The organism is Edaphobacter sp. 4G125 (assembly GCF_014274685.1).
In the GTDB taxonomy this organism is placed as follows: Bacteria; Acidobacteriota; Terriglobia; order Terriglobales; family Acidobacteriaceae; genus Edaphobacter.
Map to the genome: position 1 here is coordinate 1,050,579 of NZ_CP060393.1, position 22,409 is coordinate 1,072,987.

The 22,409-nt window shown below is 52.9% G+C and carries 19 protein-coding genes; 10 read left to right on the plus strand and 9 right to left on the minus strand.

The features are described from left to right. The first annotated feature begins 81 nt into the window (after window positions 1-81). The 6 genes from H7846_RS04385 to garD are packed head-to-tail and all read left to right on the plus strand — an operon-like array spanning window position 82 to window position 11,501. Entirely contained in the window at window positions 82-3,444 is a 3,363-nt protein-coding gene (locus H7846_RS04385; RefSeq protein WP_186695307.1) for a TonB-dependent receptor, read from the plus strand. A 39-nt stretch (window positions 3,445-3,483) separates the two neighbouring features. Beyond that, a complete protein-coding gene (locus H7846_RS04390) occupies window positions 3,484-6,276 on the plus strand; it encodes a PIG-L family deacetylase (protein WP_186695308.1) in 2,793 nt (930 codons plus the stop codon). Window positions 6,277-6,285: 9 nt separating this feature from the next. After that, entirely contained in the window at window positions 6,286-7,638 is a 1,353-nt protein-coding gene (locus H7846_RS04395; protein WP_186695309.1) for an APC family permease, read from the plus strand. Continuing rightward, on the plus strand, window positions 7,617-8,558 hold the full coding sequence (locus H7846_RS04400) for a carbohydrate kinase family protein (protein WP_186695310.1): 942 nt from the start codon (window positions 7,617-7,619) through the stop codon (window positions 8,556-8,558). The genes H7846_RS04395 and H7846_RS04400 overlap by 22 nt, the downstream gene beginning before the upstream one ends. Continuing rightward, window positions 8,548-9,897, plus strand: a complete 1,350-nt coding sequence (locus H7846_RS04405; RefSeq protein ID WP_186695311.1) for a family 4 glycosyl hydrolase — start codon at window positions 8,548-8,550, stop codon at window positions 9,895-9,897. Before H7846_RS04400 ends, H7846_RS04405 begins: the two co-directional genes overlap by 11 nt. A gap of 56 nt (window positions 9,898-9,953) precedes the next feature. Then, on the plus strand, window positions 9,954-11,501 hold the full coding sequence (gene garD / locus H7846_RS04410; protein WP_186695312.1) for a galactarate dehydratase: 1,548 nt from the start codon (window positions 9,954-9,956) through the stop codon (window positions 11,499-11,501). 4 nt (window positions 11,502-11,505) lie between these two features. Here the strand turns inward: garD and H7846_RS04415 are convergent, their stop codons facing one another. The 5 genes from H7846_RS04415 to H7846_RS04435 all read right to left on the minus strand — a co-directional run bounded on the left by H7846_RS04415 (window position 11,506) and on the right by H7846_RS04435 (window position 16,506). Continuing rightward, a complete protein-coding gene (locus tag H7846_RS04415) occupies window positions 11,506-12,849 on the minus strand; it encodes an enolase C-terminal domain-like protein (RefSeq protein WP_186695313.1) in 1,344 nt (447 codons plus the stop codon). Then, a complete protein-coding gene (locus H7846_RS04420) occupies window positions 12,846-14,195 on the minus strand; it encodes an MFS transporter (protein ID WP_186695314.1) in 1,350 nt (449 codons plus the stop codon). Before H7846_RS04420 ends, H7846_RS04415 begins: the two co-directional genes overlap by 4 nt. Beyond that, window positions 14,195-15,085: a 5-dehydro-4-deoxyglucarate dehydratase gene (gene kdgD / locus H7846_RS04425; RefSeq protein ID WP_255460834.1), complete on the minus strand. Its 891-nt coding sequence runs from the start codon at window positions 15,083-15,085 to the stop codon at window positions 14,195-14,197. The genes H7846_RS04420 and kdgD overlap by 1 nt, the downstream gene beginning before the upstream one ends. A 75-nt stretch (window positions 15,086-15,160) precedes the next feature. After that, on the minus strand, window positions 15,161-15,583 hold the full coding sequence (locus H7846_RS04430; RefSeq protein ID WP_186695316.1) for a hypothetical protein: 423 nt from the start codon (window positions 15,581-15,583) through the stop codon (window positions 15,161-15,163). A gap of 11 nt (window positions 15,584-15,594) precedes the next feature. Next, on the minus strand, window positions 15,595-16,506 hold the full coding sequence (locus H7846_RS04435) for a hypothetical protein (RefSeq protein WP_186695317.1): 912 nt from the start codon (window positions 16,504-16,506) through the stop codon (window positions 15,595-15,597). A gap of 83 nt (window positions 16,507-16,589) precedes the next feature. Here H7846_RS04435 and H7846_RS04440 point away from each other — a divergent pair, with 83 nt between their 5' ends. After that, complete coding sequence (locus H7846_RS04440) at window positions 16,590-16,880, plus strand: hypothetical protein (RefSeq protein WP_255460835.1); 291 nt, start codon at window positions 16,590-16,592, stop codon at window positions 16,878-16,880. Between the two features lie 139 nt (window positions 16,881-17,019). Further along, window positions 17,020-17,325 (plus strand): DUF2934 domain-containing protein, encoded by a 306-nt coding sequence (locus H7846_RS04445; protein ID WP_186695318.1) that lies wholly within the window; start codon window positions 17,020-17,022, stop codon window positions 17,323-17,325. A gap of 19 nt (window positions 17,326-17,344) precedes the next feature. Here the strand turns inward: H7846_RS04445 and H7846_RS04450 are convergent, their stop codons facing one another. Continuing rightward, on the minus strand, window positions 17,345-18,589 hold the full coding sequence (locus H7846_RS04450; RefSeq protein ID WP_186695319.1) for a hypothetical protein: 1,245 nt from the start codon (window positions 18,587-18,589) through the stop codon (window positions 17,345-17,347). A 233-nt stretch (window positions 18,590-18,822) separates the two neighbouring features. Here H7846_RS04450 and H7846_RS04455 point away from each other — a divergent pair, with 233 nt between their 5' ends. Beyond that, on the plus strand, window positions 18,823-19,302 hold the full coding sequence (locus H7846_RS04455; protein ID WP_186695320.1) for a hypothetical protein: 480 nt from the start codon (window positions 18,823-18,825) through the stop codon (window positions 19,300-19,302). Window positions 19,303-19,363: 61 nt separating this feature from the next. Here the strand turns inward: H7846_RS04455 and mqnC are convergent, their stop codons facing one another. From mqnC to H7846_RS04470, 3 genes are all read right to left on the minus strand, one after another. Continuing rightward, window positions 19,364-20,410: a cyclic dehypoxanthinyl futalosine synthase gene (gene mqnC / locus H7846_RS04460; RefSeq protein ID WP_186695321.1), complete on the minus strand. Its 1,047-nt coding sequence runs from the start codon at window positions 20,408-20,410 to the stop codon at window positions 19,364-19,366. Between the two features lie 67 nt (window positions 20,411-20,477). Then, entirely contained in the window at window positions 20,478-20,867 is a 390-nt protein-coding gene (locus tag H7846_RS04465; protein ID WP_186695322.1) for a hypothetical protein, read from the minus strand. A 10-nt stretch (window positions 20,868-20,877) separates the two neighbouring features. Continuing rightward, a complete protein-coding gene (locus H7846_RS04470) occupies window positions 20,878-21,333 on the minus strand; it encodes a vitamin K epoxide reductase family protein (RefSeq protein ID WP_186695323.1) in 456 nt (151 codons plus the stop codon). A gap of 101 nt (window positions 21,334-21,434) precedes the next feature. Here H7846_RS04470 and H7846_RS04475 point away from each other — a divergent pair, with 101 nt between their 5' ends. Next, complete coding sequence (locus tag H7846_RS04475) at window positions 21,435-22,358, plus strand: metallophosphoesterase family protein (RefSeq protein WP_255460836.1); 924 nt, start codon at window positions 21,435-21,437, stop codon at window positions 22,356-22,358. The last annotated feature ends 51 nt before the right edge of the window (window positions 22,359-22,409 follow it).

Genomic DNA, 22,409 nt, shown 5'->3' on the forward strand with positions numbered 1-22,409 from the left:
GATACCGATAAATACGGTATTCAGGATGGCGTGACCATTGCATCCGGTCCCGCAAAGAGAGTCCGTTCAGGAGACGAGCAGATGGCAAAGCCGGTCGTTGTGCTTCCCAGAGTCGTTCGAGGACAGAGGTTCAGCAGGTGGATTGCAACACGCATGGTCTTGATGGGGATACTGATCTTCTCCGCATTGAGCGCCTATGCGCAATTTGATAATGGTTCGATTACTGGCACGGTACGGGATGCCAGCGGAGCTGTGATTCCTGGTGCGAAGATGACGATTCGCAATATTGCAACCGGAGTGACGACAGCGTTGCAGACCAACCAGGATGGAACCTATCAGGCGCTGGCCCTTATCCCGGGAACATATTCTGTTGAAGCAACAGCTACGGGATTTGGCACGGCAAAGAACCCATCTGTCGAGGTCCACGTAAAGACGCGGGCCCAGGTAGATTTTGAGATGAAGGCTGGCGCGACGGATACGGTAGAGGTAAATGCCGCCGCGGTGACGCTTCAGACGCAGTCGGCGGATGTGGGAAATGTCGTGGGAACAACACAGATCAACGATCTCCCGTTGAATGCACGACGTTATGCTGATTTGGCGTTGCTGGAACCTGGCATCTTTAAGAATCTTGCCGTTGCCAATCCAGCCCCTGATCGCTTTAGTTCGAACGGAAATCTCGAGACGCAAAACTACTTTGCGTTGGATGGTGTGGATAACAACTCCGGTTCGACAAACTTGCAAGAAGGCTCAGTGCAGAATGTGCAGCCTCCGCCGGATGCGATTCAGGAATTCCGTCTCCAGACTCGTACCTACTCGACAGAGTTTGGAACTTCCGCAGGTGCGGTTGTCAATGCTTCTACCAAGAGCGGTACGAATCAGTTTCACGGTAGTGCGTGGGAATATGCACGCAATAGTGTCTTTGATGCGAACAGTTGGGCGAACAATCATGTGACACCGAAGTTGCCCAAGGGTAATTTCAGCCAGAACCAGTTTGGCGGCACAATCGGCGGCCCTATTCTCCATGACCGACTCTTCTTCTTCGGGGATTATCAAGGTTTGCGTAGCACGCAGCAGACTACAGTGAATTCTGTTGTGCCATCCGCGAAGATGAAGCAGGGCGACCTATCTGAAGTGACAAATTACAACCCAATAGCCCTGCTTCCGAACCAGACGGGTTGCATAGTAGATAAAGTCATCAAACCTAGTTGCATCGATCCAGTAGCAGCAAAGATCGCCGCGCTTTTACCAGATCCGAACAACATTCAATCGGCTAACGGTGCCTGGGACGGCTCGAATAACTATGTCTTCACATATCAACTTCCACAACAGGTCAATTCATTCGATACCCGTATCGATGACAAGCTGAATGATAAGAACACAATCTTCGGTCGCTATAGTTTTCTCAACCAGCATCGCCAAGATCCTCCGTGGACCTCGAACTTCACAATTGGTAATGGTGGTTTTGCGACGGACTATAACATTCGCAATCAGGGACTGGCTTTAGGTTTGACGACAATTCTTTCGTCTACCGCAGTCAATCAGCTTCGTTTCGGTTGGAGTAGGGATAGCGCGCACAGTAATCCCATTGGCGTCACTCTTGGATCATCGGCAGCCGGGCAGGTAGGGCTGACGGGCATTCCCGCAACGCCATATTCCGCAGGGTTACCCCCTATTGACGTTTCAGGTTTCCGGCGAGTGGGTGTGGACCTGTACCGGCCACAGTTTCAGGCTGCTCAGGTGTGGCAGGTTTTGGAAAGCTTTACGAAGCTTGTCGGAACGCACAGTCTGATGTTCGGATACGAGTTTCACAGTAATACAGTGAATTTCCTTGACCTGGCTGCTCCGCAGGGTTTCATGGGATTCTCGGGATTATTTACGAACACGAATGGTTTTGGATATCCGGATTTTCTGTTAGGCAATGTAAACCAGACCTATTTCAACAGCGCGATTGTGGTGCATAACTATCTTCTGGGCAACTCATTCTACGCGCAGGATACGTGGCGCTTGAACAAGCGGTTGACCGTGAACTATGGCACGCGATATGAATTGTTTTCGCCCTGGTTGAATCGTACAAATTCACTTGCGAATTTCAATACTACAAACGGCGGTGGGTTGACGGTTGCCTCAAGTGGAGATTGGTATCAGCGTTCACTGATACATCCAGACAAGAACAACTTCGCTCCTCGTTTTGGTTTCAGCTATCAAGCAACGGACCGTATCGTACTACGTGGTGGTTATGGCGTTTTCTATCAATATGTTAATCGTATAGGCTCTGAGTCTCAGCTAGGTCAGAACCAACCGTTCATGAAGTTTGTTAACGATTCAAGGACAAGTTACACCCCTAACGTGACGACGCCTATTTTCTATCTGCAAAACGGGTTCCCTGGTGCGACTTATGCGAATTCGAACCCACCGCTCTATATTCAGAAGACCAACTGGCAGGACCCCAATCAACGCACAAGCTATGTGCAGCAGTTCAGTTTTGGTCCACAATTCCAGATTTCTCCGACGACGGTGCTTGAAGCTGTTTACGTTGGCAACCTGGGACACAAGATGAACCGCCTTCGCAACGCCAACCAAGGGTTGATCACTGGCTTTACTGGTGCCACACCGAATGTAGTTTTTCCATATGCGAATCTTAACAACGGTAGTGCTCATGCTTTCCTGGAGCTTGCGACCAACGATGGGAATACCAATTACAACGGCTTAGTCATGAGCTTACGCAAATCGATGAGTCATGGACTTGCCTATCAATTCAGCTATACCTATGCGCATAATTTCTCCGATTACGCGGATAACCTGACGGCAACTTCGACACCACAGAATGCTTATGACCGTCAGCACGAATACTCCAATTCGCCATTCGATCAGCGACACCGCTTTGTCGCGAGTGCGCAATACAAGCTCCCTATCGGTAGGGGTGGCATGGTGCTCAACAACGATTCGATGACCTCAAAGCTGGTTGGTGGCTGGCAGCTCAATGCAATCGTTACGATGGAAGCGGGAAATCCCTTCCTGATTACGGCGATCGATCTTACTCAAACGGGCGGCAATCACGCCATGTATGCCAATTGCATTGGTGATGCTTTTGCCGGTGCGACGAAGGATCGCTCGATAATTACGAACCAGTCAGCAACCGGACGATACATTAATCCTGTTGCATTTTCTCAGCCGGGAATCGGCCAATTCGGCACTTGCAAGCCTCGCCCTTACGCGGGCCCGGGGCGTCACAACGAAGACCTGAGTCTCTTTAAACAGTTCGAGTTTACCGACATCCGTAAACTCGAACTTCGGTTCGAGTTCTTCAATGCACTCAATCATGCTAATCTCGCGAATCCTTCAGCAAACTTTATTGGCCTCGCGAACCCGGGTCCTTTTGGCAAGGTGAGCAGTGTCTTGAATAGTGCTCGTCAGATCCAGATGGCTGCAAAATTCTATTTCTGATCTTCATCGCGGAACGAACAAGACAGAAAGGCTCTTTTGATGAATATTTTTAGAAGGCTGATCTGCGCCGTACTTATTCCGGCGCTTTCCTCGGGAGCGATGCTCTACGCGGCTGAAGTTAAACCGCATGTCGATGCAGAGGCGATTGCTCCTGATCAGGGTGCGGCGGCGACATGGCAGGCATTGAAGCGTCTGCATACCAGAGCCAGCCTTCTTATGATTGTGGCGCATCCAGATGATGAGGATGGCGCTACGCTCGCTTATGAGAGTCGCGGTGTCGGCGCGCGCGTGAGCTTATTAACATTGGATCGTGGTGAGGGTGGTGCGAATGTCATGTCGTCGGATTATTGGGATGCCCTCGGTCTGGTGCGGACGGAGGAGCTGTTGCAAGCAGATCGATACTACGGACTCGATGCGCAGTACTTCACCTCAATGGCCGATTATGGTTTCTCAAAGTCTCTAAATGAAGCTTTGGGGCAGTGGGGGCATGATCGAGTTCTTGAACAGGCTGTACGTGTAGTTCGCACAGTGCGGCCCTTGATCGTGTGTTCCGTCTTTGTTGGTGGCCCTACGGATGGTCATGGTCAACATGCAACCGCGGGTTTGATGGCTCAAGAAGTTTTCAAGGCAGCAGGGGACCCGAAGATGTTTCCTGAGCAGATCAAGGAGGGATTGCTTCCCTGGTCTCCGGTAAAGACTTATGCTCGTGTTCCGTTCTTTCGCGTGTCAGAGAAGGGAATGTATGACTATGCGAACCATACCTGGGGGCCTGTAGGAGTTACGAACCACATTACGGGGAAGTGGGAACCAGGCAAGCCTTCGGTAACGGTCAGCGTTCCATCTGGAACCTTCGATACTGTTATTGGGCAGACGTATACGCAGATATCTCACGAAGGGTTAGGTTTTCAGCGATCGCAAAATGGAGGGCCCAATGTTCCTTTGTCCGGCTCGCTGATGAGCGACTATCACCGGTTTGGTTCAACGATTGATTCAAAGCCCACGGAAGAGAGTTTCTTCGATGGCGTGGATGTCTCTCTGACCGGGATCACAGATCTTGCTGGAAACCAAGCGCCGCAGTCACTTCGTAGTGGTTTATCGGAGATCAATAGCCTGATCGAGAAGGCAATCACAGAATTTTCGGCAGCAAAGCCGGCGGCAATTGCTCCAGACCTTGCACAAGGGAAGAAAAGGTTAGAAGTACTCATTGGTGAGGTTGAAAAGAGTGCATTGTCTAATCCAGCCAAGGACAACGTGCTCTATGAACTGAGAGTGAAGGACAGGCAGTTCAACGATGCATTGGTTGCAGCGCTACAGATTTCGCTGAATGCAGATGTCACGGTGGGAGGCAAGGACGATCCCATGATGGCAATGTTTCGCGGCGCTCAATCGACCTTCCAGATGGCGACGCCGGGATTGTCATTTCCTGTTAAGGTGCATCTCTATCAGCCGTCTGTATCCTCGTTGGCAATCAACAGTGTGAGTCTGAAGGGAACATCAGGGAAAAATTGGGATGTAAAGGGACCTACTGCTCCAACGCAGGTAAATGCAACGAAGGCCGTAGAGGTGACCTACTCTGTCCAGGTGCCCGAGGATGAGCCGTTCACCCGCCCCTACTTTACGCGGGATGGATTGCAGAATGCCTTCTATGAAGTGGCGAAGGACGCTCCTCGAAATAAGCCGTTCAGCCCATATCCGCTTCAGGCTGAAGCAGAGCTGAACTACGAAGGGACTTCGATCCAGCTGGCAAGCGTGGTTCAGGTAGTGAGCAGAGTCAATGGGCCCGGTCTCTTGCGTTATCCAATGCCGGTGGGTCCTGCACTCTCAGTTGCGTTGTCTCCGGCTGCTGGAGTGATTCCATTAGGTAGCCAATCCACAACCGTAAGCGTTCGTGTTCGTAATAATGTTCAAGGTGCAGCAGAACCTGTTGTGCGACTGGCGTTGCCTTCCGGCTGGAGTGCCACACCGGATTCCATCCCCATTCATTTCACGCAGACAGGCGAGGAGCAGACGGTCTCTTTCTCTGTAAAGCCAAAGGCAGCAGAGGGGGCCCAATATACCGTAACTGCGGTCGCCTCGCTAAGTGGCAAGGAATATAGAGAAGGCTATACGACAGTAGGGTATGTCGGGCTGCGTCCGTATTTTCTCTATGCTCCGGCCAAGTACACCACGGTTGGCACCGATGTAAAGATGGCTCCGGGAGAGTCGATCGCTTATGTCGAAGGCAGTGGCGACGATGTTCCCTCTGCGCTGGAACAGATTGGCGTGCACGTTACGCATCTTTCGGCTCAGGATCTCGCAAGTGGAAACCTGCAGAAGTATGACGCCATTGTTTTAGGCGTAAGGGCCTATGCCGTGCGTCCAGATCTGATTGCGAATAATGCAAGGCTTTTGCAGTATGTCGAAAAAGGCGGTGTTGTGATCGTGCAATACAACACGCCGGAGTATGACCACAATTACGGCCCTTATCCATATGTCATGAGCGGTGATCCGGAAGAGGTGACCGATGAGAAGTCGGTGGTGAAGATTCTTGCGCCGAACAATCCTGTGTTCAACTGGCCGAACAAGATCACCGAGAAAGATTTTGATGGCTGGATTGAAGAACGCGGCTCGAAGTTTTTGCAGTCGTGGGATCCGAAATATACTCCGTTGCTGGAAACTCATGATGCCGGACAGCCTGAACAGAAGGGCGGTCTCGTCTATGCCCGGTATGGCAAGGGTGTGTATATCTACAATGCGTACGCGTTTTATCGGCAGCTTCCTTTAGGAGTACCTGGAGCATTCCGGCTCTTCGCAAATATGTTGAGTCTGCCCAAGAACCCTGAGATTCACTAGCTGAGCTTTATGGCAAATCAGGCGGTGCGAGCCGAACATCTCGAACGTGGCATGGGGCTGTGGGGAGCTCTCTCCGCCAACCTGCTTAATATGGTTGGCGTTGGTCCCTTCCTTACTATTCCTTTAGCGCTTGCGGCGATGGGTGGACCTCAGGCAATGTTGGGCTGGATATTTGGTGCGGTCCTTGCGCTTTGTGACGGCATGGTGTGGGCTGAGCTTGGTTCGCGGATGCCGGATTCAGGTGGTTCCTATCACTATCTGTCACAAGCGTTTGGACCCAATAGCGCAGGTCGTCTGATCTCATTTCTTTTTCTTTGGCAGACACTACTTATTGGCCCTATCTCGATCGCTTCCGGTGCGGTTGGGTTTGCGGAATATTCGAGCGTCTTTCATCCTTTCAGCCCTCCCCAACTCAAAATGATCGCGATAGTGCTCTGCCTGCTGAATCTGGTGGTGCTCTACCGCCCGATCCGTTCAATCGGGACCTTGTCTGTCGTTGTGATGACAGCAGTCGTTGCGACCTGTTGTTGGATCATCTTTGCTGGAGCTTCACATTTCCATCCGGCGCTTGCCTTCGACTTTCCTCCCCATGCGTTTCACCCCTCTCGATCATTCTGGATAGGATTAGGTTCCGCGGTCTTGATCGCCACCTATGATTACGGCGGCTATAACAATGTTTGCTACATCGGTGGTGAGATCAAGAACCCGCGTCGGAATATTCCGCGAGCAGTTCTAATCTCGATCCTCTTTGTTGCCGCTCTCTATCTTGCAATGAATATTGCAATCCTGAGTGTTCTGCCGTGGAGAGAGGCGATGCACTCCAAAGCAATTGTTGCGGATTTCATTCATGCGATCTACGGATCTTACGCGGCAAAGCTAGCTTCACTCCTGATTCTTGTGGCAAGTTGGGGATCAGCCTATGCAATTCTTCTTGGCTACTCGCGTATTCCGTATGCAGCGGCGGTCGATGGTCAATTTCCCGGTGTATTTGCACGTATTCATCCGCGAGGGCACTTTCCGACAACCTCATTGATCTACATGGGCATTGGTTCTGCGCTGATGTGTATTTTTTCGCTGGCTGAGCTGATCTCGATCCTTATTGTGATTCAGACGCTGCTGCAGAGCATCGCGCAATGCATTGCTGTTGTACTGCTGCGCAGGCGATCGAAGTCAGATCCAGAACTGTTTCGTATGCCCTTCTATCCGCTGCCTGTGGCGATTGCCCTTGTGGGATGGGTCTACATCATTGCAACCAGCGAGTGGAAGCATGTTGCGGTGGGTGTTGTGCTCGCCGCTTCCGGTGTTGGGTTTTACCTGATACAAGCACGTAAAAAAGAGGAGTGGCCGTTCAGGCAGGCATGATTTACGACGTAACAGTGATCGGGGAGATCTATCTTGACCATGTCTTCAGCGGGTTTGAGGCGTGGCCCAATCCAGGGGAAGAGATCTTTACGGAGCAGTACGCCTGGGAGCTTGGAGGCGGAGCTGTGACCACGGCATGCGCGCTTTCGCGGCTAGGCAGAGAGGTTAACCTGATCGGGATCGTTGGTGAAGATCAGTTCTCTGTTGTAGAGGCTCGTCTTGCGAGTTTTGGAGTGTCGGCTGCGAATCTTTGTCGCAGCAAAGGGAGAAGTGGTGTAACGGTAAGTATCTCGACTAGACAGGATCGCTCGTTCTTTACTTATCGTGGGGTCAACCAGAACCTCTCGCGTTATCTGACCCAGGAAAAACCTCTGCTGCAAGGAGCCTCTGCGGCGCGACACGTCCATCTTGCGATGCCGTTGAGCGCGGCTGATTGCAGTATGGTCGTTCCCATCCTGAAGTCTCAGGGGGCGACCGTATCGATTGATGTGGGACACCATCTCGAATGGCTCCAGAATAAGCAGAATCTCGAGGTCTTACGTCAGATGGACTTTACCTTGCCGAATGAAAAAGAGGCCGTCATTCTGGCGGGAACGCCTACGGATTATTTGCAGCTTTGTCGTAGTCTCGGTGTGCACCGTTCCTTGGTAAAGATGGGAGCGGCAGGAGCGGTTATGATGGTCGGCAATGAGGAGCATCGAGCAGCTTCGCCAGACGTAAAAACAGTGGATACGACAGGGGCAGGCGACGCGTTCGACGCGGGATTTATCGATGCTGTTCTCTCGGGGCTCCCACCCAAACAATGCCTCGAATGGGCGTGCGTCTGCGGAGCGCTTTCGACACGTGCGGTCGGTGCTTTGGATGCGCTTCCAACCCGTACTGAGGCGGAAGCCGTATGTGAGGAAAATTATGCCGCGTAAAATTGCGTTTCTTGGGGGCGGTGGAGTTCGGACCCCCTTGGTTGTTTTCGGTATTGATGAGTCAGCGAAAAAACTAGATGCAGAAGAGTTGGTTCTCTACGACATCGATACAGAACGCGTGGAGATGATTGCAGAGCTAGGCCGCGAGGTCGTCCGTAGCAATGGTGGATCGCTACGTGTCACTGTGGTACAAACGGAAGAAGAGGCCGTGGATGGCGCGTCGTTTGTTCTTAATAGTGTTCGTGTAGGCGGTATCGCGACGCGCGCACACGATGAATGTGCATCGATTTCATGTGGCTATCCTGGGCAGGAGACAACTGGTCCCGGTGGAGTTGCTATGGGGCAGCGCACTATCCCAATCGCAATTAAACAGGCGCGGTTAGTGGAGAGGCTTGCGCCAAAGGCATGGATTATCAACTTTACCAATCCTGCTGGACTGATCACGCAAGCCATCATGCATCATTCCAGTGCTCGCGTGGTCGGGATCTGCGATACCCCTACGGAGATGTTGCACCGCATCCAATCGGCGCTGAAGGTCTCCGCTTCGGAATTGGAGTGTGATTATGTAGGACTAAACCATCTCGGATGGATCCGCAGAATCGTTGTGCGAGGGCAGGATGTGACAGATCGTGTCTTGAATGATGATGCAATTCTCTCGCAGCTGTACTCGGCTCCTCTCTTCGACCATGAGTTGATTCGAGCCCTGCGGCTGATCCCAACGGAATATCTCTTCTTCTATTACTCACGGCGCAGGGCGCTTGAAAATCAGAAGAGGCAGGGCAGCACACGCGGCGAGCAGATTGCGCAGATGAATGAGTCCCTAACATTACGGCTGATGAATCTGTTCTCTAAGGGAGATGCTCCCGGTGCGCTGCAGGCATATATCGATTACCTTAACCTGCGTTCCGGCTCCTACATGAAGCTCGAAGGGGAAGGGCAATCGGCCTTCGACCAGCAGGCGCCCGAAGAAGACCCCTTCAGGGCCGCCAGCGGTTACCACCGCATCGCTCTCCAGGTGATGAATTCTCTTTGCAGCAACAAATCGGACCGCGTGATTGTGAATACCCGGAATGGCAGCGTGTTGCCCGAGATCGATGCGGATGATGTGATCGAGACCGCCTGCAATATCGGCAACGACAAGATAGAAGCGTTGCCCGCAGGATCTTTGCCGGAAGCAGTGCGCGGGCTTGTGCTCGCAGTTAAGGCCTATGAACGAGCTGCGATCGAGGCGGCAATCAGCGGCTCTGAACGGGATCTTCGCAAAGCGATGTTGCTGTACCCCAGCATAGGAGAGTGGGAACCATCACAGGATCTTTTGAAAGTGATGCGCTGGCGATAATCCGGGCCGCAATCCATTGGAAAGGTTTTGTTCTACATCGGTAAGATGGATGAGCCATGCAAAGCCACCTCCAGCCGCGTTCTATTCAGGTTCATCCTTCCGATAACGTTGCCATCGTGGTGAATGAGGGCGGCCTTCTTGCCGGAAGCCGTTTTGCTTCGGGCCTGGTTCTTCGAGAAGCGGTGCCAGAGGCACATAAGGTTGCACTGGTGACGATCCCCAAGGGCGCTGCCGTCATTCGTTATGGCGTGACCATCGGTTACGCCCGGGAAGAGATCGCATCAGGAAGCTGGGTGCATGAGGGCATCCTGAATTTGCCTGAGGCTCCAGCATTGGATCAGATCCCACTGCCTTCAACTGTTTCGTCTCCACCGGATCGTCTGGATGGTTTTACCTTTGAGGGATACGTTAACGATGATGGAACCGTAGGGACCAAAAATATTCTTGGTATCAGCACGACCGTGCAGTGCGTCTCTGCGACGGTTGAATATGCAGTGAAGAAGATCAAGGCAGATCTTCTCCCGCGATATCCGAATGTTGATGATGTCATCGCGATCACTCATCTCTATGGTTGCGGAGTTGCGATTGATGCACCGGGTGCGGAGATTCCAATTCGCACGCTTCGTAACCTTAGCCTTAATCCGAATCTTGGTGGAGAGCCTCTCGTTGTCAGTTTGGGCTGCGAGAAGTTGCAGCCCTCGCGTATGCTTCCTAATGCCACCTTGCCGGTTCTATCTTCACAGCCATATGTTGTGCGCCTGCAGGATGATGAGCATCACAGCTTTGGCGACATGGTCGAAGCCATTATGAAGATGGCTGAAGTTCGTTTGAAGCATTTGAATCAGCGTCGCCGTACGACTCGTCCGGCGTCTGATCTTGTCGTAGGTTTACAGTGCGGCGGAAGCGATGCCTTTTCCGGTGTTACCGCGAATCCTGCTGTAGGTTATGCCGCCGATTTGCTGGTTCGTGCAGGAGCTACGGTAATGTTCTCGGAGGTCACCGAAGTGCGTGATGCGATTCATTTGCTCACCGCTCGTGCGGCCTCACCCGAAGTTGCCCATGGCCTGATTCGCGAGATGCAGTGGTATGACAGCTATCTCGCACGTGGAGGTGCGGATCGCAGTGCAAATCCTACACCGGGAAATAAAAGCGGCGGTTTAGCAAACATTGTGGAGAAAGCGCTTGGATCGATTGCCAAATCAGGAACGAGCCCGATCAATGGAGTATTTGGTCCGGGGGAACGTGTGACTTCGAAAGGTCTTGTTTTTGCTGCAACTCCTGCCAGTGACTTTGTCTGCGGAACCCTTCAGCTAGCTGCTTCAATGAATATGCATGTCTTCACCACAGGTCGCGGAACTCCTTATGGCCTGGCAATGGCGCCAGTGATCAAGGTTTCTTCCAGAACAGCTCTTGCCGATCGCTGGTCCGATCTAATTGATATCGACGCAGGAACGATCGCGACAGGGCAAGCAACAATTCAGCAGGTGGGAGAAGCGATCTTCCAATTCATTCTGGATGTGGCCAGCGGCCGCAAGCAGACTTGCGCTGATCACTGGGGACTCCACAACGAGTTTGCACTGTTCAACCCAGCTCCCATTACTTAGGAGCTTATCGGCAAAGACAAGGACGTTTGGGATCGAACTTCCAGTTCGGCATCAGAAATTGCATCGCAGCTGCATCATCTCTCGCGCCAAGTCCCGCCTTCAGGTAGAGATTGTGAGCTTCTTCCACTTTCTCCATATCAAGTTCAATCCCCAGCCCAGGGCGCTCTGGCACAGTGATCTTTCCATCTTTAATCTTCAGAGGCTCTTTCGTGAGCCGTTGCCCATCTTGCCATATCCAATGTGTATCGATTGCGGTCACGCGTCCGGGAGCCGCCGCCGCCACATGCGTAAACATGGCAAGCGAAACATCGAAATGATTGTTCGAGTGCGAGCCCCAGGTTAGTCCCCACTCGCGGCAGAACTGCGCCACCTGAACAGCCCCCTGCATCGTCCAGAAGTGTGGATCAGCCAGAGGAATATCCACGGCGTGCAGCTCGGCTGCATAGCGGAGTTGCTGCCAGTCCGTAGCGATCATGTTGGTGGCTGTCGGAAGCCCCGTGGCGCGACGAAATTCAGCCATAATCTCCCGACCGGAGAATCCTCGTTCGGCTCCGCAAGGATCTTCTGCATAGGCGAGGACCTTCTGTCTTCCTGTACACAGTCGGATCGCCTCTTCGAGTGACCACGCTCCATTCGGATCGAGCGTAATGCGCGCTTCAGGAAAGTGCTCTGCTAAAGCGATAACAGTCTCGATCTCTTGCTCGCCCGGCAGCACTCCGCCCTTCAGCTTGAAGTCTCGAAACCCGTATCGCTCCTTTGCGGCTTTGGCCAGATCCAGGACTGCCTCAGTCGTTAGCGCCTCTTCGTGCCGCAACCGGAACCAGTTGTCTGGATTGCTGCTATCGCTCACGTAGGGAAGGTTGGTCTTTTTTCGGTCGGCAATATAGAAGAGGTAGCCAAGCACATCAACGCTCGAGCGTTGCAGTCCTTCGCCTAGCATTTCGGCAACAGGCATACCGAGAAACTGTCCCAGCAGATCGAGAAATGCGGATTCGATCGCAGTGACTGCGTGGATCGTGGTTCGCAGATCAAACGTTTGCAGGCCGCGGCCTTCCTGATCACGATCAGCAAAACACTCCCGCATCTTATTCAGGACACGTTTATAAAATGCAATCGGTTGTCCTTCTACCAGCGCACGGCTCTCTTCCAGAACCCGGCGAATCTTTTCGCCCCCCGGAACCTCTCCTACTCCTATTGCCCCGGTACTATCGGTTAGGATTACGAGATTCCGTGTAAAGCAGGGGCCATGAGCTCCGCTGAGATTCAGCAGCATGGAATCCCATCCCGCAACCGGAATCACACGCATCGATTTGATTCTGGGAGATTGGTGAACAGTTTCCTTCATCATGCTCTTCCATTCGCAGGTTCTGGCAGCTTCAAATCCACTCGTTTGATCTCACCCACAATTGGCAGATAGGCAACGATGGCCATCAATGCAGTTGCGACTACAAAGATCAAGGCGTCGTGGAATGAGCCGGTGCGTTTGACGATATATCCGATGATGATCGGTGTCGTGATTCCCGCGAGATTACCAATCAGGTTGAATAAACCGCCGTTGACGCCAATCAATGGTTTAGGAGAAGTGTCTGCAATCACGGTCCACCCTAATGCGCCGAATCCTTTCCCAAAGAAGGCAAGTGACATCAACAGCATCACCATCCATTGCGTGTTGACATAATTGCAGCCAATCATCGTGACGGAGAGCAGCATTCCAGCAACGATCGGGGTCTTGCGGGCAAACGAAAGCGAATGCCCAGTTTGGAGTAGTTTGTCGGAGAAAACACCCCCAAGAATGCCTCCTACGAATCCGCATAGCGCAGGGAGTGCCGCCATCACGCCCACCTTCGTAATCGACATGTGCCGCGCCTGACTGAGATAGACAGGAAACCACGTAAGAAAGAACCACGTAAGTGTCGTAATGCAGTACTGACCGATGTAGATGCCCACCAGCATTCGATTGCTTAACAACATACGGACCGCGGCCCAGGTCAGCTTTGGTGCCTTTTGCGGTGTACCCGCGCCGGGATCAATATTGACCAGTCCGCCGCCTTGCTCAATGTGGTTAATCTCTTTTTGATTGATGAGGGGATGCGTTTTTACGCCATGAACAACTCTCTGCCACACAAAGCTGAGCAGAATGCCGAGGATACCCACAAACCAGAAGCACTGCTTCCATCCCCAATAGTGAGTAATCCATCCAAGCGCAGGAGCAAACAGAACCAGGGAAAAATACTGTGACGAATTAAAGATGGCCGATGCCGTGCCGCGCTCCGCCGCAGGAAACCAGCTGGCAACGATGCGCCCATTGCCCGGGAAGACTGGAGATTGCACCAGCCCTGACACCAGGCGCAAGCCAAAGATAATGGCAAAGGCAGCAGTCGCAGGTAGATAGCCAGCAAAACCTGCAAGAATTGCACAGACCGACCATGCAACAATGCTGATGCCGTAGATGCGCTTGGATCCAAACCGATCGAGCAGGCCTCCGGCTGGTAACTGGCCAACGACATAAGCCCAGCTGAAACCGGAGAAGAGATAGCCCAGCTTTACCGCGTCCATATGCAGGTCTTTTGAAAAACTGATTCCTGCAATCGACAGCATCACGCGGTCGCCGTAGCTAAAGCAGCTTGCGACGAAGAGCATCAGTACGATCAGGTAACGAACCCGCGTAGGCCGTTGCTCCTGCGCAACGGTCATTAGTTACGGTTCCCAATTAGTTGCTTCAGGTCGTCAAGTTCCGCCTGGTTGAGATCGACAAGCGGAGAGCGAACCGGGCCTGCCGGACGGCCAATCGCATTCATGCCTGCCTTTACGATCGAAACCGCATATCCTTTGCGTCGATTACGAAGTGTAATGTAGGGCAGAACAAATTCCTTAAGACGTTTGTAAACCTCGTCTCGATCTCGCCGCCGGACCGCAGCGTAAAACTCTTGCGCGAAGTTTGGAAGAAAATTGAAGATCGCTGACGAGTATGTGGTGACGCCCATCTCCAGGTAAGGCAGCGCGAAGGTCTCCGCTGTTGGCAAGCCGCCAATGTAGGTCAGTCGATCTCCCATGCGCGCATAGATGCGAGTCATCAATTCAATATCGCCATATCCATCTTTGAAGCCGACCAGATTGGGACAACGATCACAGAGCTTCGCCAAGGTTACGTCGTCCATAATGGCGTTATCGCGGTTGTATACGATTACCCCGAGCTTCGTTGAGTTGCAGACCGCTTCAACATGCGCAGCTAATCCAGTCTGCTCTGAGTTCAGAAGATAAGGAGGAAGAAGAAGAATTCCATCAGCTCCGGCGCCCTCTGCTGCTTGAGCAAACTCCTTTGCGATGGCCGTGCCGTACCCGCATCCTGCGAGCACAGGAACACGTCCCGCCGTCTCATTGACGGCCGCCTTCACCATAGCAGAAAACTCATTCAGTGCCAGCGAGAAGAACTCGCCCGTTCCGCCCGCTGCGAACAGGCCATAAGGCCTATGTTCCAGCAGCCACGAGATATGTTCTCGATACGGTTTCTCGTCGAACTGAAAATCTTTCGTGAAATGCGTAACGGGAAAGGAGAGAAGGCCTTTCCCAATCTTCTTGGCCATTTCAGATGGACTTACTTTTGACATCCTACACCCTGCAAAAGTTTTGATTTACAACTATATCGCAACGCATGTTTTCTAACTTAAAACGGAGGTTATACTGGCCACCTTAGCGATGGCTGCGACCACGCTGGCTGCGGTAGAGAGATCCTTCGTAATATCGTCGATTTTATCTTTGATGCCGGATAGCGTGGTATTGCTGTCATCGATCTTTTGTTTCAATGCCGAGAATTGTTCCGTGTTCTCTTCAAGCTTGGCAACGTTAAGATCCGTAAGAATTTCGTAGATATTGTCTCTCGCCGCTTGAATTGTGTCTTTTGTATCGATATCCGTCGCCTTCCAATACGCGTTTCCCAGCGCATCATACAAAGACTTATATGCGTTGATCGTGTTTGGATCTGTAAGAACTGCTGCCCCGTTGTTATCCGTTGGAGGACTCATAAAGGCAGGTTTGATCGCTGGAATCGTTGCTTTCCCTCGAGATGATTTCGCGCGTGTCATGTCGATGTCCTTTACTTCGAGTTATTGGAAAGATCCTCATAGAAGGTCGCCAGCCGTTCTGCGGCAGCGCGGAGATCAGCAATTCGAGCCTGAAGCGAGGGGTTGTTCTTACTTGTCGCTGCTGCTGCGAGAGCATGGTGCGTAGCCACCAGTTTATTCAGAGATGTCTGGAGGTCGACAAACATATCGTCCGTGGCCTTCTTGTCTGCAAGAATCCGGGGTAGCCGTTGGATTTCAGTACGTCTCTCTGTTGCCGAAAGCGACGGAGCTGCATGACGGATAAAGCTGTCCTGCTGCGCAAGAATCTGCTCGTAGTCTCGGCCTGTCTGGTCGCGAAGAATATCGATATCGCTGGTAAGCAGCTTCGACAACGTATCGATATGGGGATCCATCTCGCGAATTACCTTTGGGACCGACGACTTGGTCTGGCGATTCACCAGGAAGTCCCCCAGTGCCTTAAGCGCGGTACTGGTGGCATTCGCCTCTGTTGGAGTGATATTGATGTGGATCGGCGTTGAACTGGAGAGAGCGTCTCCAAGCGACTTTAGGTTCGCCCCGGAGGCGGTAGCCGCTTCATCGAGCTTCGGCGAGGACACTCCGCCGGCCAGATCCGCAATAGTCTGGGCATAGGTGCGGAGCCCATCCAAAACGTCGGTGCGGGCCTGGAGCCCCTTTTCATCGATCAGCGGACGAATGGAATGTGGATCCATCGGTTGCGCAGTGTCGTAGCGCGCAACCAGCAACGACGCCTGAGCATCCTCGTTCAATCGCACAGCGGTGCGATAGGCGTTCTGTGTGTTGTCGACCAATAAATTGGTTGCGTTGGAAAATGCAGCAGTATTCCTTGCCAGGGGAGAGATGGAACAGCCGGCCAACGCCAGGCAGAGGATCAACGCTCCGGGCAGAAGTTTACGTTTACGCATGTTGCAAGAAAAACGGTACGATCCTTGTTTGTCAAGATCTGCCTGGATGTATCTTTCTGAAATAGCAGCACTGGAGGACTGGTGTGGGGCGAATTGTATTGCGGGCGTTCATGTGGGTGCTCATGGTTGCGGCGGGGATCTGGGCTGCTGACTGGCTCATCTGGCAGGGTAGAGCCTTGGCCGGGGCCGGATATGGATCGATCTCTGTCGATCGCATCGTTGTCGCTCCATTGAAAAACAACAAAGAAGAGTATTATCCAGACGGAAAAATAGAGATTCGCTGTACACGCTCTCTCTTGCCAGAAGGTTTTCCGCAGCAGGGAGGAAGACCATGTTGGTGGGTAGAGCGGAGTCCTGTCGATTTCGAGCGATAAAGTAATTGGAACGAATAGAGCGACGGTGCAATCTTTTCGGTCAGCTGAGCATCACACAGGAAAATTGCATAGGAGCTAGACTGGAAACAGAAGCCTTGTACGTTTGATGGCGATGATCTCAGGTGAGGAGAAGTCTGCGATGAGCGTTGAGGAAGAAAAGAAACCACGAAAGACCCCAGCCAAAAAGGCTACAACCGCAAAGAAAGCAACCACTTCCAAATCGGTGAAAGCTGCCTCTGGAACCTTAAAGAAGGCAACCGCAAAATCAGCAAATGGAGGTGTAAAAGAACCTGCCGTTGTAACAGTGGCTGCCCAAATACCTCCAACGCATGCGCAGATTGCCGAACGGGCGTATCACTACTTTGTTGCGCGTGGCCGTCGGCACGGGTTTCACGAGCAGGACTGGCAGAGGGCAGAGCTAGACCTGCAGCCGAAGCGTACTTGATTACGATAGAACGTTAATTTCAGCGGGAAGCAGCGCGAAAATTCGGTCGCTCACGGTTCAATAGAGACTGCGAGGACGGCAACCATTCGTGTGTACTCTGTTGAGACAAGAGCGCATTGCCAAGCCATACGCTGCTCATAAAAAAGACCAATCCATCAAGTGCTTCTCCTGTCATGGATAACCAGAACGGCTTCCAGAGCAGTGCGAGGATCAGGATGGCAGCGGGTACAGATCGAAACGAACGTCCCTTGTTGATATCTTCAACCAGCCAGGCGAGCGGTCCCGTGAGATAGAGAAGCCGATAGTCGTAACTTGCGCCTAAGATAAAGGCAAAGCAGAAGATCGAAAGACAGGCAATCGCAATTGCGCCCCGCGGCTTGCTGGAATCGAGCGGGGGCAAGTAGTGATGTAGTTTGCTACCGAATGCCGCTCCGAGAAACAGACATATGCCTCCGATGATAAGTGCTGTCAAAGGTGCGACTGCGCGATACGTGGCAACGATAGTTGCGAATGAATGAAGAGTGTGATGGCCGACAGCATATAAGAACGGAAACGCTCCGAAGGACTGATTTGTATCGCGAGGTGTATTGGCCATCATGAGGGCGATCTTTTGTCCGTTCGTTAGAAGCAAGGCCGAGACAGCAAAAACCACAGTTAGACTCGCGTATTTCCAACCGCGCCGGTTGCGCAGAAAAACCGTCGCTGCTGCAATCGGATAGATCTTAAGAACTGTCAGCAAGACCAGCAGAGCGCTGGTGAAGAGTGCACGCAGTTCGGGACGCAAGCGATCGATCAGGAAAAACCCGAGCACCAACAGAAAGAAAACGAACTGATCATTGTTACCTCGCTCGATTGAAAAGAGAACACATCGCGAGATGACAGCAAGAAAGATAAGAATTGCGCTCAGAGTGGTGCGGGCTTCAAAAAGCAAAATGTAGGCGCTCAAGGCGACGAGCGCGAAAAGAACGCCGATGAAATTTGAGGCACGTGAGGTAACACCGAGATAGTGGGTGAGCAACCATACAGATGGATAGTTATAGGGTCGATGCCAGGGGTCGCAGGGATTTGCGATATATGGGTTGCGCCCATCGAGGACACAATCAATGGCGTGAGTAAAACCGCGAGTGTCAGAAAACAGCGGGGTATTTGCTGGAATGTGAATCATGTTCCAGGCCGCAGGAATACTTCCGCGCAAATGAACTCCTGCAGCAAGTGTTAACGCAAGCAGTGCGATAGCAGAGATCGCAGGTAGCTTACGAAACATAAAACTCTTCATAATGAGCAAATTTCCTTTTGGAAGATGAGAGCCAAAAGTGGGGAAAAATCTGCAAAATGTCTTGTGTCGTTAGATGAATTCAAGCCAGGCTCTGTTGTCTGCTTCGACATACGTCGGCTGATTCATCTCAACCGCAAACTCGGAATGACCTGTCTGTTCCAAAGAGATAGAAGAGAGGTTTGCTAGGATAAAGGCTGGTCAAAGGAGGCCAATTACAAACGATGACTCCCCTAACTCGTTTTGCTCTCACTGCAACTCTTTTGATGACAGCAGCTTCTGGAATCGCCCAGGGCCCTCCAGGACGCGATCCGTATAACCCTCCTCCTGGGCACGGCGGTGTTCCCCCAGGACAAGCTAAAAAGCAAGGCTACGGCAACATGCCTCCCGGACAGGCGAAGAAGTATGACCGGCAGAATGATAACTGGCGTTTTAGAGACGAGGATCGCGATCACTTCTACTCACACTATCGGCGCGATGCTGACCGTTGGAGAGGAAAGAAACGTCCGAAATTTGCGCGCGGATATGCGATTCCGCAGGGGTACTATATTCGTCCAGTACCCCGGTCGTACTGGCAGGGAGTTCCTCCTCCACCGCCGGGATATCAGTACGGCTACTACGATGGATATGTAGTTTCTTACGATCCGACGACCCGAATTATTGCCGATGTGCTGGATCTGGTGAGCGCGGCCACGCAAAGGTAGATAGCGAATTCAACGGCCGGGACAGACCTCTGTCCCGGCCGCTTGCTTTTTGCTCGAGATATTAGTTGAGGAACATCGTCCGATAGAGCGTATCGCGCTGCACAGGTTTGAAGCCGGCGTCACGGATGATACGACGCAGCTCTTCTTCGGTAGTGCAGTTTGCCGTTCCGGCTGCTTTGACGACGTTCTCTTCCAGCATGACCGAGCCGACGTCATTACCACCGAAGCGCAGGCCCATCTGCAGAACTTTGAGTCCTTGCGTGACCCAGCTGGACTGTACATTCTCGATGTTGTCGAGGTACATCCGCGAGATGGCGAGTGTCTTCAGATACTCGACTGAGGTGGCCTCGTCCCATCCTCTGCCGCCCAGAGCGGTGTTGTTCGGCTGGAAGCTCCAGGGGATGAAGGCGGTAAAGCCACCCGTCTCCTCTTGTAGGCGGCGAACAACCTCGAAGTGGTTCACGCGCTGCTCAAAGGTTTCGCCCACGCCGAACATCATGGTTGCGGTGGTCCGCATGCCCAGTTCGTGGGCGGTGCGATGCACGCTGACCCAGTCTTCGGTCTTGCACTTCAACCGCGCGATGCGATGGCGGACCTCGTCATCGAGGATCTCTGCTCCGCCGCCGGGGATGGACTGCAGACCGGCATCCCGCAGGCGCATGATCGTGTCGCGCAGGCTTAGTTCGGAGTACTCGGCGATGGCAAGAATCTCACTGGCCGAGAGGCAATGCAGCCAGATCTCGGGAAAGCGCTCTTTGATTCCGCGGAAGAGCCGCTCAAACCAGTCGATCTTCAGGTCGGGGTGCAGGCCGCCCTGCATCAGCACACCGGTGCCGCCCATCTCAAGCGTCTCAGCGATCTTCTGATAAATGGTCTCGAAGTCGAGGATGTAGCCTTCGGAGGCGAGCTTTCCCTTCAATGGGCGATAGAACGCGCAGAAGGTGCAGTACTCGGTGCAGAAGTTCGTGTAGTTGATGTTGCGGTCGATGATGTAACTGACCACACCCTCGGGGTGAAGGCGGCGACGGACAGCATCGGCCTCCATGCCGATGCCGATCAGGTCGTCGCTCCTGAAGCAATCGAGGGCTTGTTCGCGGCTGATTCCCATGGAGCTATTTTACGCCGTAACCCTGTCTTAGATTGTGATGCAGCGAGGATGAGGCGCCCGTCCAACCTTACTTTCGCAGCAACAGTCCGAGGATGATGAGCAGTAGCACTGTGCTTATGCTGACGCCCATCCTGATCCACAGGGTCAGCGAGGAAACCTTTTGTTCGAGTGCAACGATACGGCGGTCTGCCTGGTCCAGAGATGTGCGGGTACTGCGAACGTCGTCCGCGACGATGGAGATTTGCGCGCCTTGTTCCTGAAGCTGCCTGTAAAGACCGGCATGGGCTTTGGTGACTTGGCCTAGATCGGCTTGAACACCTTCGGCCATTGCGGCCAGGGCAGCCTCGTTGGCACGGTCATTGGCAGCCTTCGAGTTAAAGTAGCGTTCTGCGATCGGCAACAGTCGAGTCGCATGCGGCAAAAGTTCAAAAAGCTGCATCAGTACCTTGGGCCACATCGTTTGCTCGCTACCTCTCGAATCTTTGTGCGCTCATCCTGTGCGCGGCCAGCATGATTCCTGTGACCAGCAGAATAGCGGTTAGGATTCCTTGTGACCATAAGCAATAGATGCACCATTTCTCAAGTACGAATGCTTCGAGGTAGCTCAAAAAGCTCGCGCAGAGAAAGCCGATGAGTGCCGCCTGGAAGGCAAGCCATCGCCATCCGGCCAGAGCAAACGCGGCGATCAGAACGTATCCGATGATGCCTACTGTGGCCACTGGAATATGGTGTCCGCCGGTTGGAGGCTCATCGAAAGTGCGTGGCGGGAAGACCGCAAAGCGGCTGTGGTTGACAGCTCCACAATCGAATCTTTCAGTGACGGCGCAGGGAGGAGCCTGCGAGGGATCCATGTAATGCACGTGCAACGCCATTGCAGATACGACGATGCCTGCCACTGCGAGCAAAACCACCAGATACTTCATCGTTTGATGATACCGTCCTTGAGATGCCGATACGCTTTAAGACGTTTGGAATGTGTCTTTGATTCTTCTTCCTGTTACAAAACGACTCTAAAATCTTTCTCGTGACTACCCGACGCGAGTTTCTGAACCTTCTTAGCGCTGTAGGCGCCGTTGCCGCCATGCCCTCATCGTTTGCCGCTGCTGCTCCGGCACACGAGTCGTTTTCCTTCCTCTTCCTGACCGACACCCACATCCAGCCAGAGCTGGATGCAGCGAAGGGGACCGACATGGCCTTTAAAAAAGCGCGTAGCCTCAAGGCTGATTTTGCGATTCAGGGTGGGGATCACGTCTTTGACTCGCTCGCTGTTCCCAAGGAGCGTGCGCTGTCGCTCTTCGATTTGTACGAAAAGACGGAACAGGACCTCGGGATGAAGGTCCACCACACCATCGGCAATCACGATGTCGTTGGAATCTTTCCTCAAAGTGGAGTGGCTCCGACCGATCCGCTCTATGGCAAGAAACTCTTCGAAGAGCGCTTCGGAAAGCGGTATTACACCTTCGATCACAAAGGTCATCATTTTATCGTTCTGGATTCGATTGGCCTTACCTCCGATCGCGCCTATGAGGGCCGTATCGACGATGAGCAGAAGCAGTGGCTGGCGAATGACCTGTCTTCACTCCCGAAGGGAACCCCGGTGATCGTCTCGGTGCACATCCCTCTGGTGACGGCTTTTTCGTCCTATGTCCCCGTTCCGGTAAAGCCGGAGGAACATCACGGAATGTCGGTGGCGAATGCCGACGAAGTGATCAAACTATTTGAGGGGCACAACGTCCTCGGAGTGCTACAGGGGCATACGCACATCAACGAGCGGGTGGACTGGCACGGCGTCCCGTACATCACCAGCGGGGCCGTCTCGGGCAACTGGTGGCGTGGAATACGCATGGGAACTCCGGAGGGATTCACCGTGGTGAACGTTGCGAATGGAAAGCTGACTACGCGCTACGAGACCTACGGATTCAAGTCCGTCGATCCGCACAATACATAACTCAGGGAGTAGCGAAAAACCGGCCTCTGAGCGCGCGGAACGAGTCGTAGG

Bases quoted from the DNA above. Each gene is read 5' to 3' on its own strand.
- H7846_RS04455 (WP_186695320.1), top strand. From the start codon at position 18,823: ATGACTCCCCTAACTCGTTTTGCTCTCACTGCAACTCTTTTGATGACA.
- H7846_RS04420 (WP_186695314.1), bottom strand. From the start codon at position 14,195: ATGACCGTTGCGCAGGAGCAACGGCCTACGCGGGTTCGTTACCTGATC.
- mqnC (WP_186695321.1), bottom strand. From the start codon at position 20,410: ATGGGAATCAGCCGCGAACAAGCCCTCGATTGCTTCAGGAGCGACGAC.
- garD (WP_186695312.1), top strand. From the start codon at position 9,954: ATGCAAAGCCACCTCCAGCCGCGTTCTATTCAGGTTCATCCTTCCGAT.
- H7846_RS04435 (WP_186695317.1), bottom strand. From the start codon at position 16,506: ATGCGTAAACGTAAACTTCTGCCCGGAGCGTTGATCCTCTGCCTGGCG.
- H7846_RS04430 (WP_186695316.1), bottom strand. From the start codon at position 15,583: ATGACACGCGCGAAATCATCTCGAGGGAAAGCAACGATTCCAGCGATC.
- H7846_RS04415 (WP_186695313.1), bottom strand. From the start codon at position 12,849: ATGATGAAGGAAACTGTTCACCAATCTCCCAGAATCAAATCGATGCGT.
- H7846_RS04385 (WP_186695307.1), top strand. From the start codon at position 82: ATGGCAAAGCCGGTCGTTGTGCTTCCCAGAGTCGTTCGAGGACAGAGG.
- kdgD (WP_255460834.1), bottom strand. From the start codon at position 15,085: ATGGCCAAGAAGATTGGGAAAGGCCTTCTCTCCTTTCCCGTTACGCAT.
- H7846_RS04445 (WP_186695318.1), top strand. From the start codon at position 17,020: ATGAGCGTTGAGGAAGAAAAGAAACCACGAAAGACCCCAGCCAAAAAG.
- H7846_RS04470 (WP_186695323.1), bottom strand. From the start codon at position 21,333: ATGAAGTATCTGGTGGTTTTGCTCGCAGTGGCAGGCATCGTCGTATCT.
- H7846_RS04395 (WP_186695309.1), top strand. From the start codon at position 6,286: ATGGCAAATCAGGCGGTGCGAGCCGAACATCTCGAACGTGGCATGGGG.
- H7846_RS04450 (WP_186695319.1), bottom strand. From the start codon at position 18,589: ATGTTTCGTAAGCTACCTGCGATCTCTGCTATCGCACTGCTTGCGTTA.
- H7846_RS04465 (WP_186695322.1), bottom strand. From the start codon at position 20,867: ATGTGGCCCAAGGTACTGATGCAGCTTTTTGAACTTTTGCCGCATGCG.
- H7846_RS04390 (WP_186695308.1), top strand. From the start codon at position 3,484: ATGAATATTTTTAGAAGGCTGATCTGCGCCGTACTTATTCCGGCGCTT.
- H7846_RS04405 (WP_186695311.1), top strand. From the start codon at position 8,548: ATGCCGCGTAAAATTGCGTTTCTTGGGGGCGGTGGAGTTCGGACCCCC.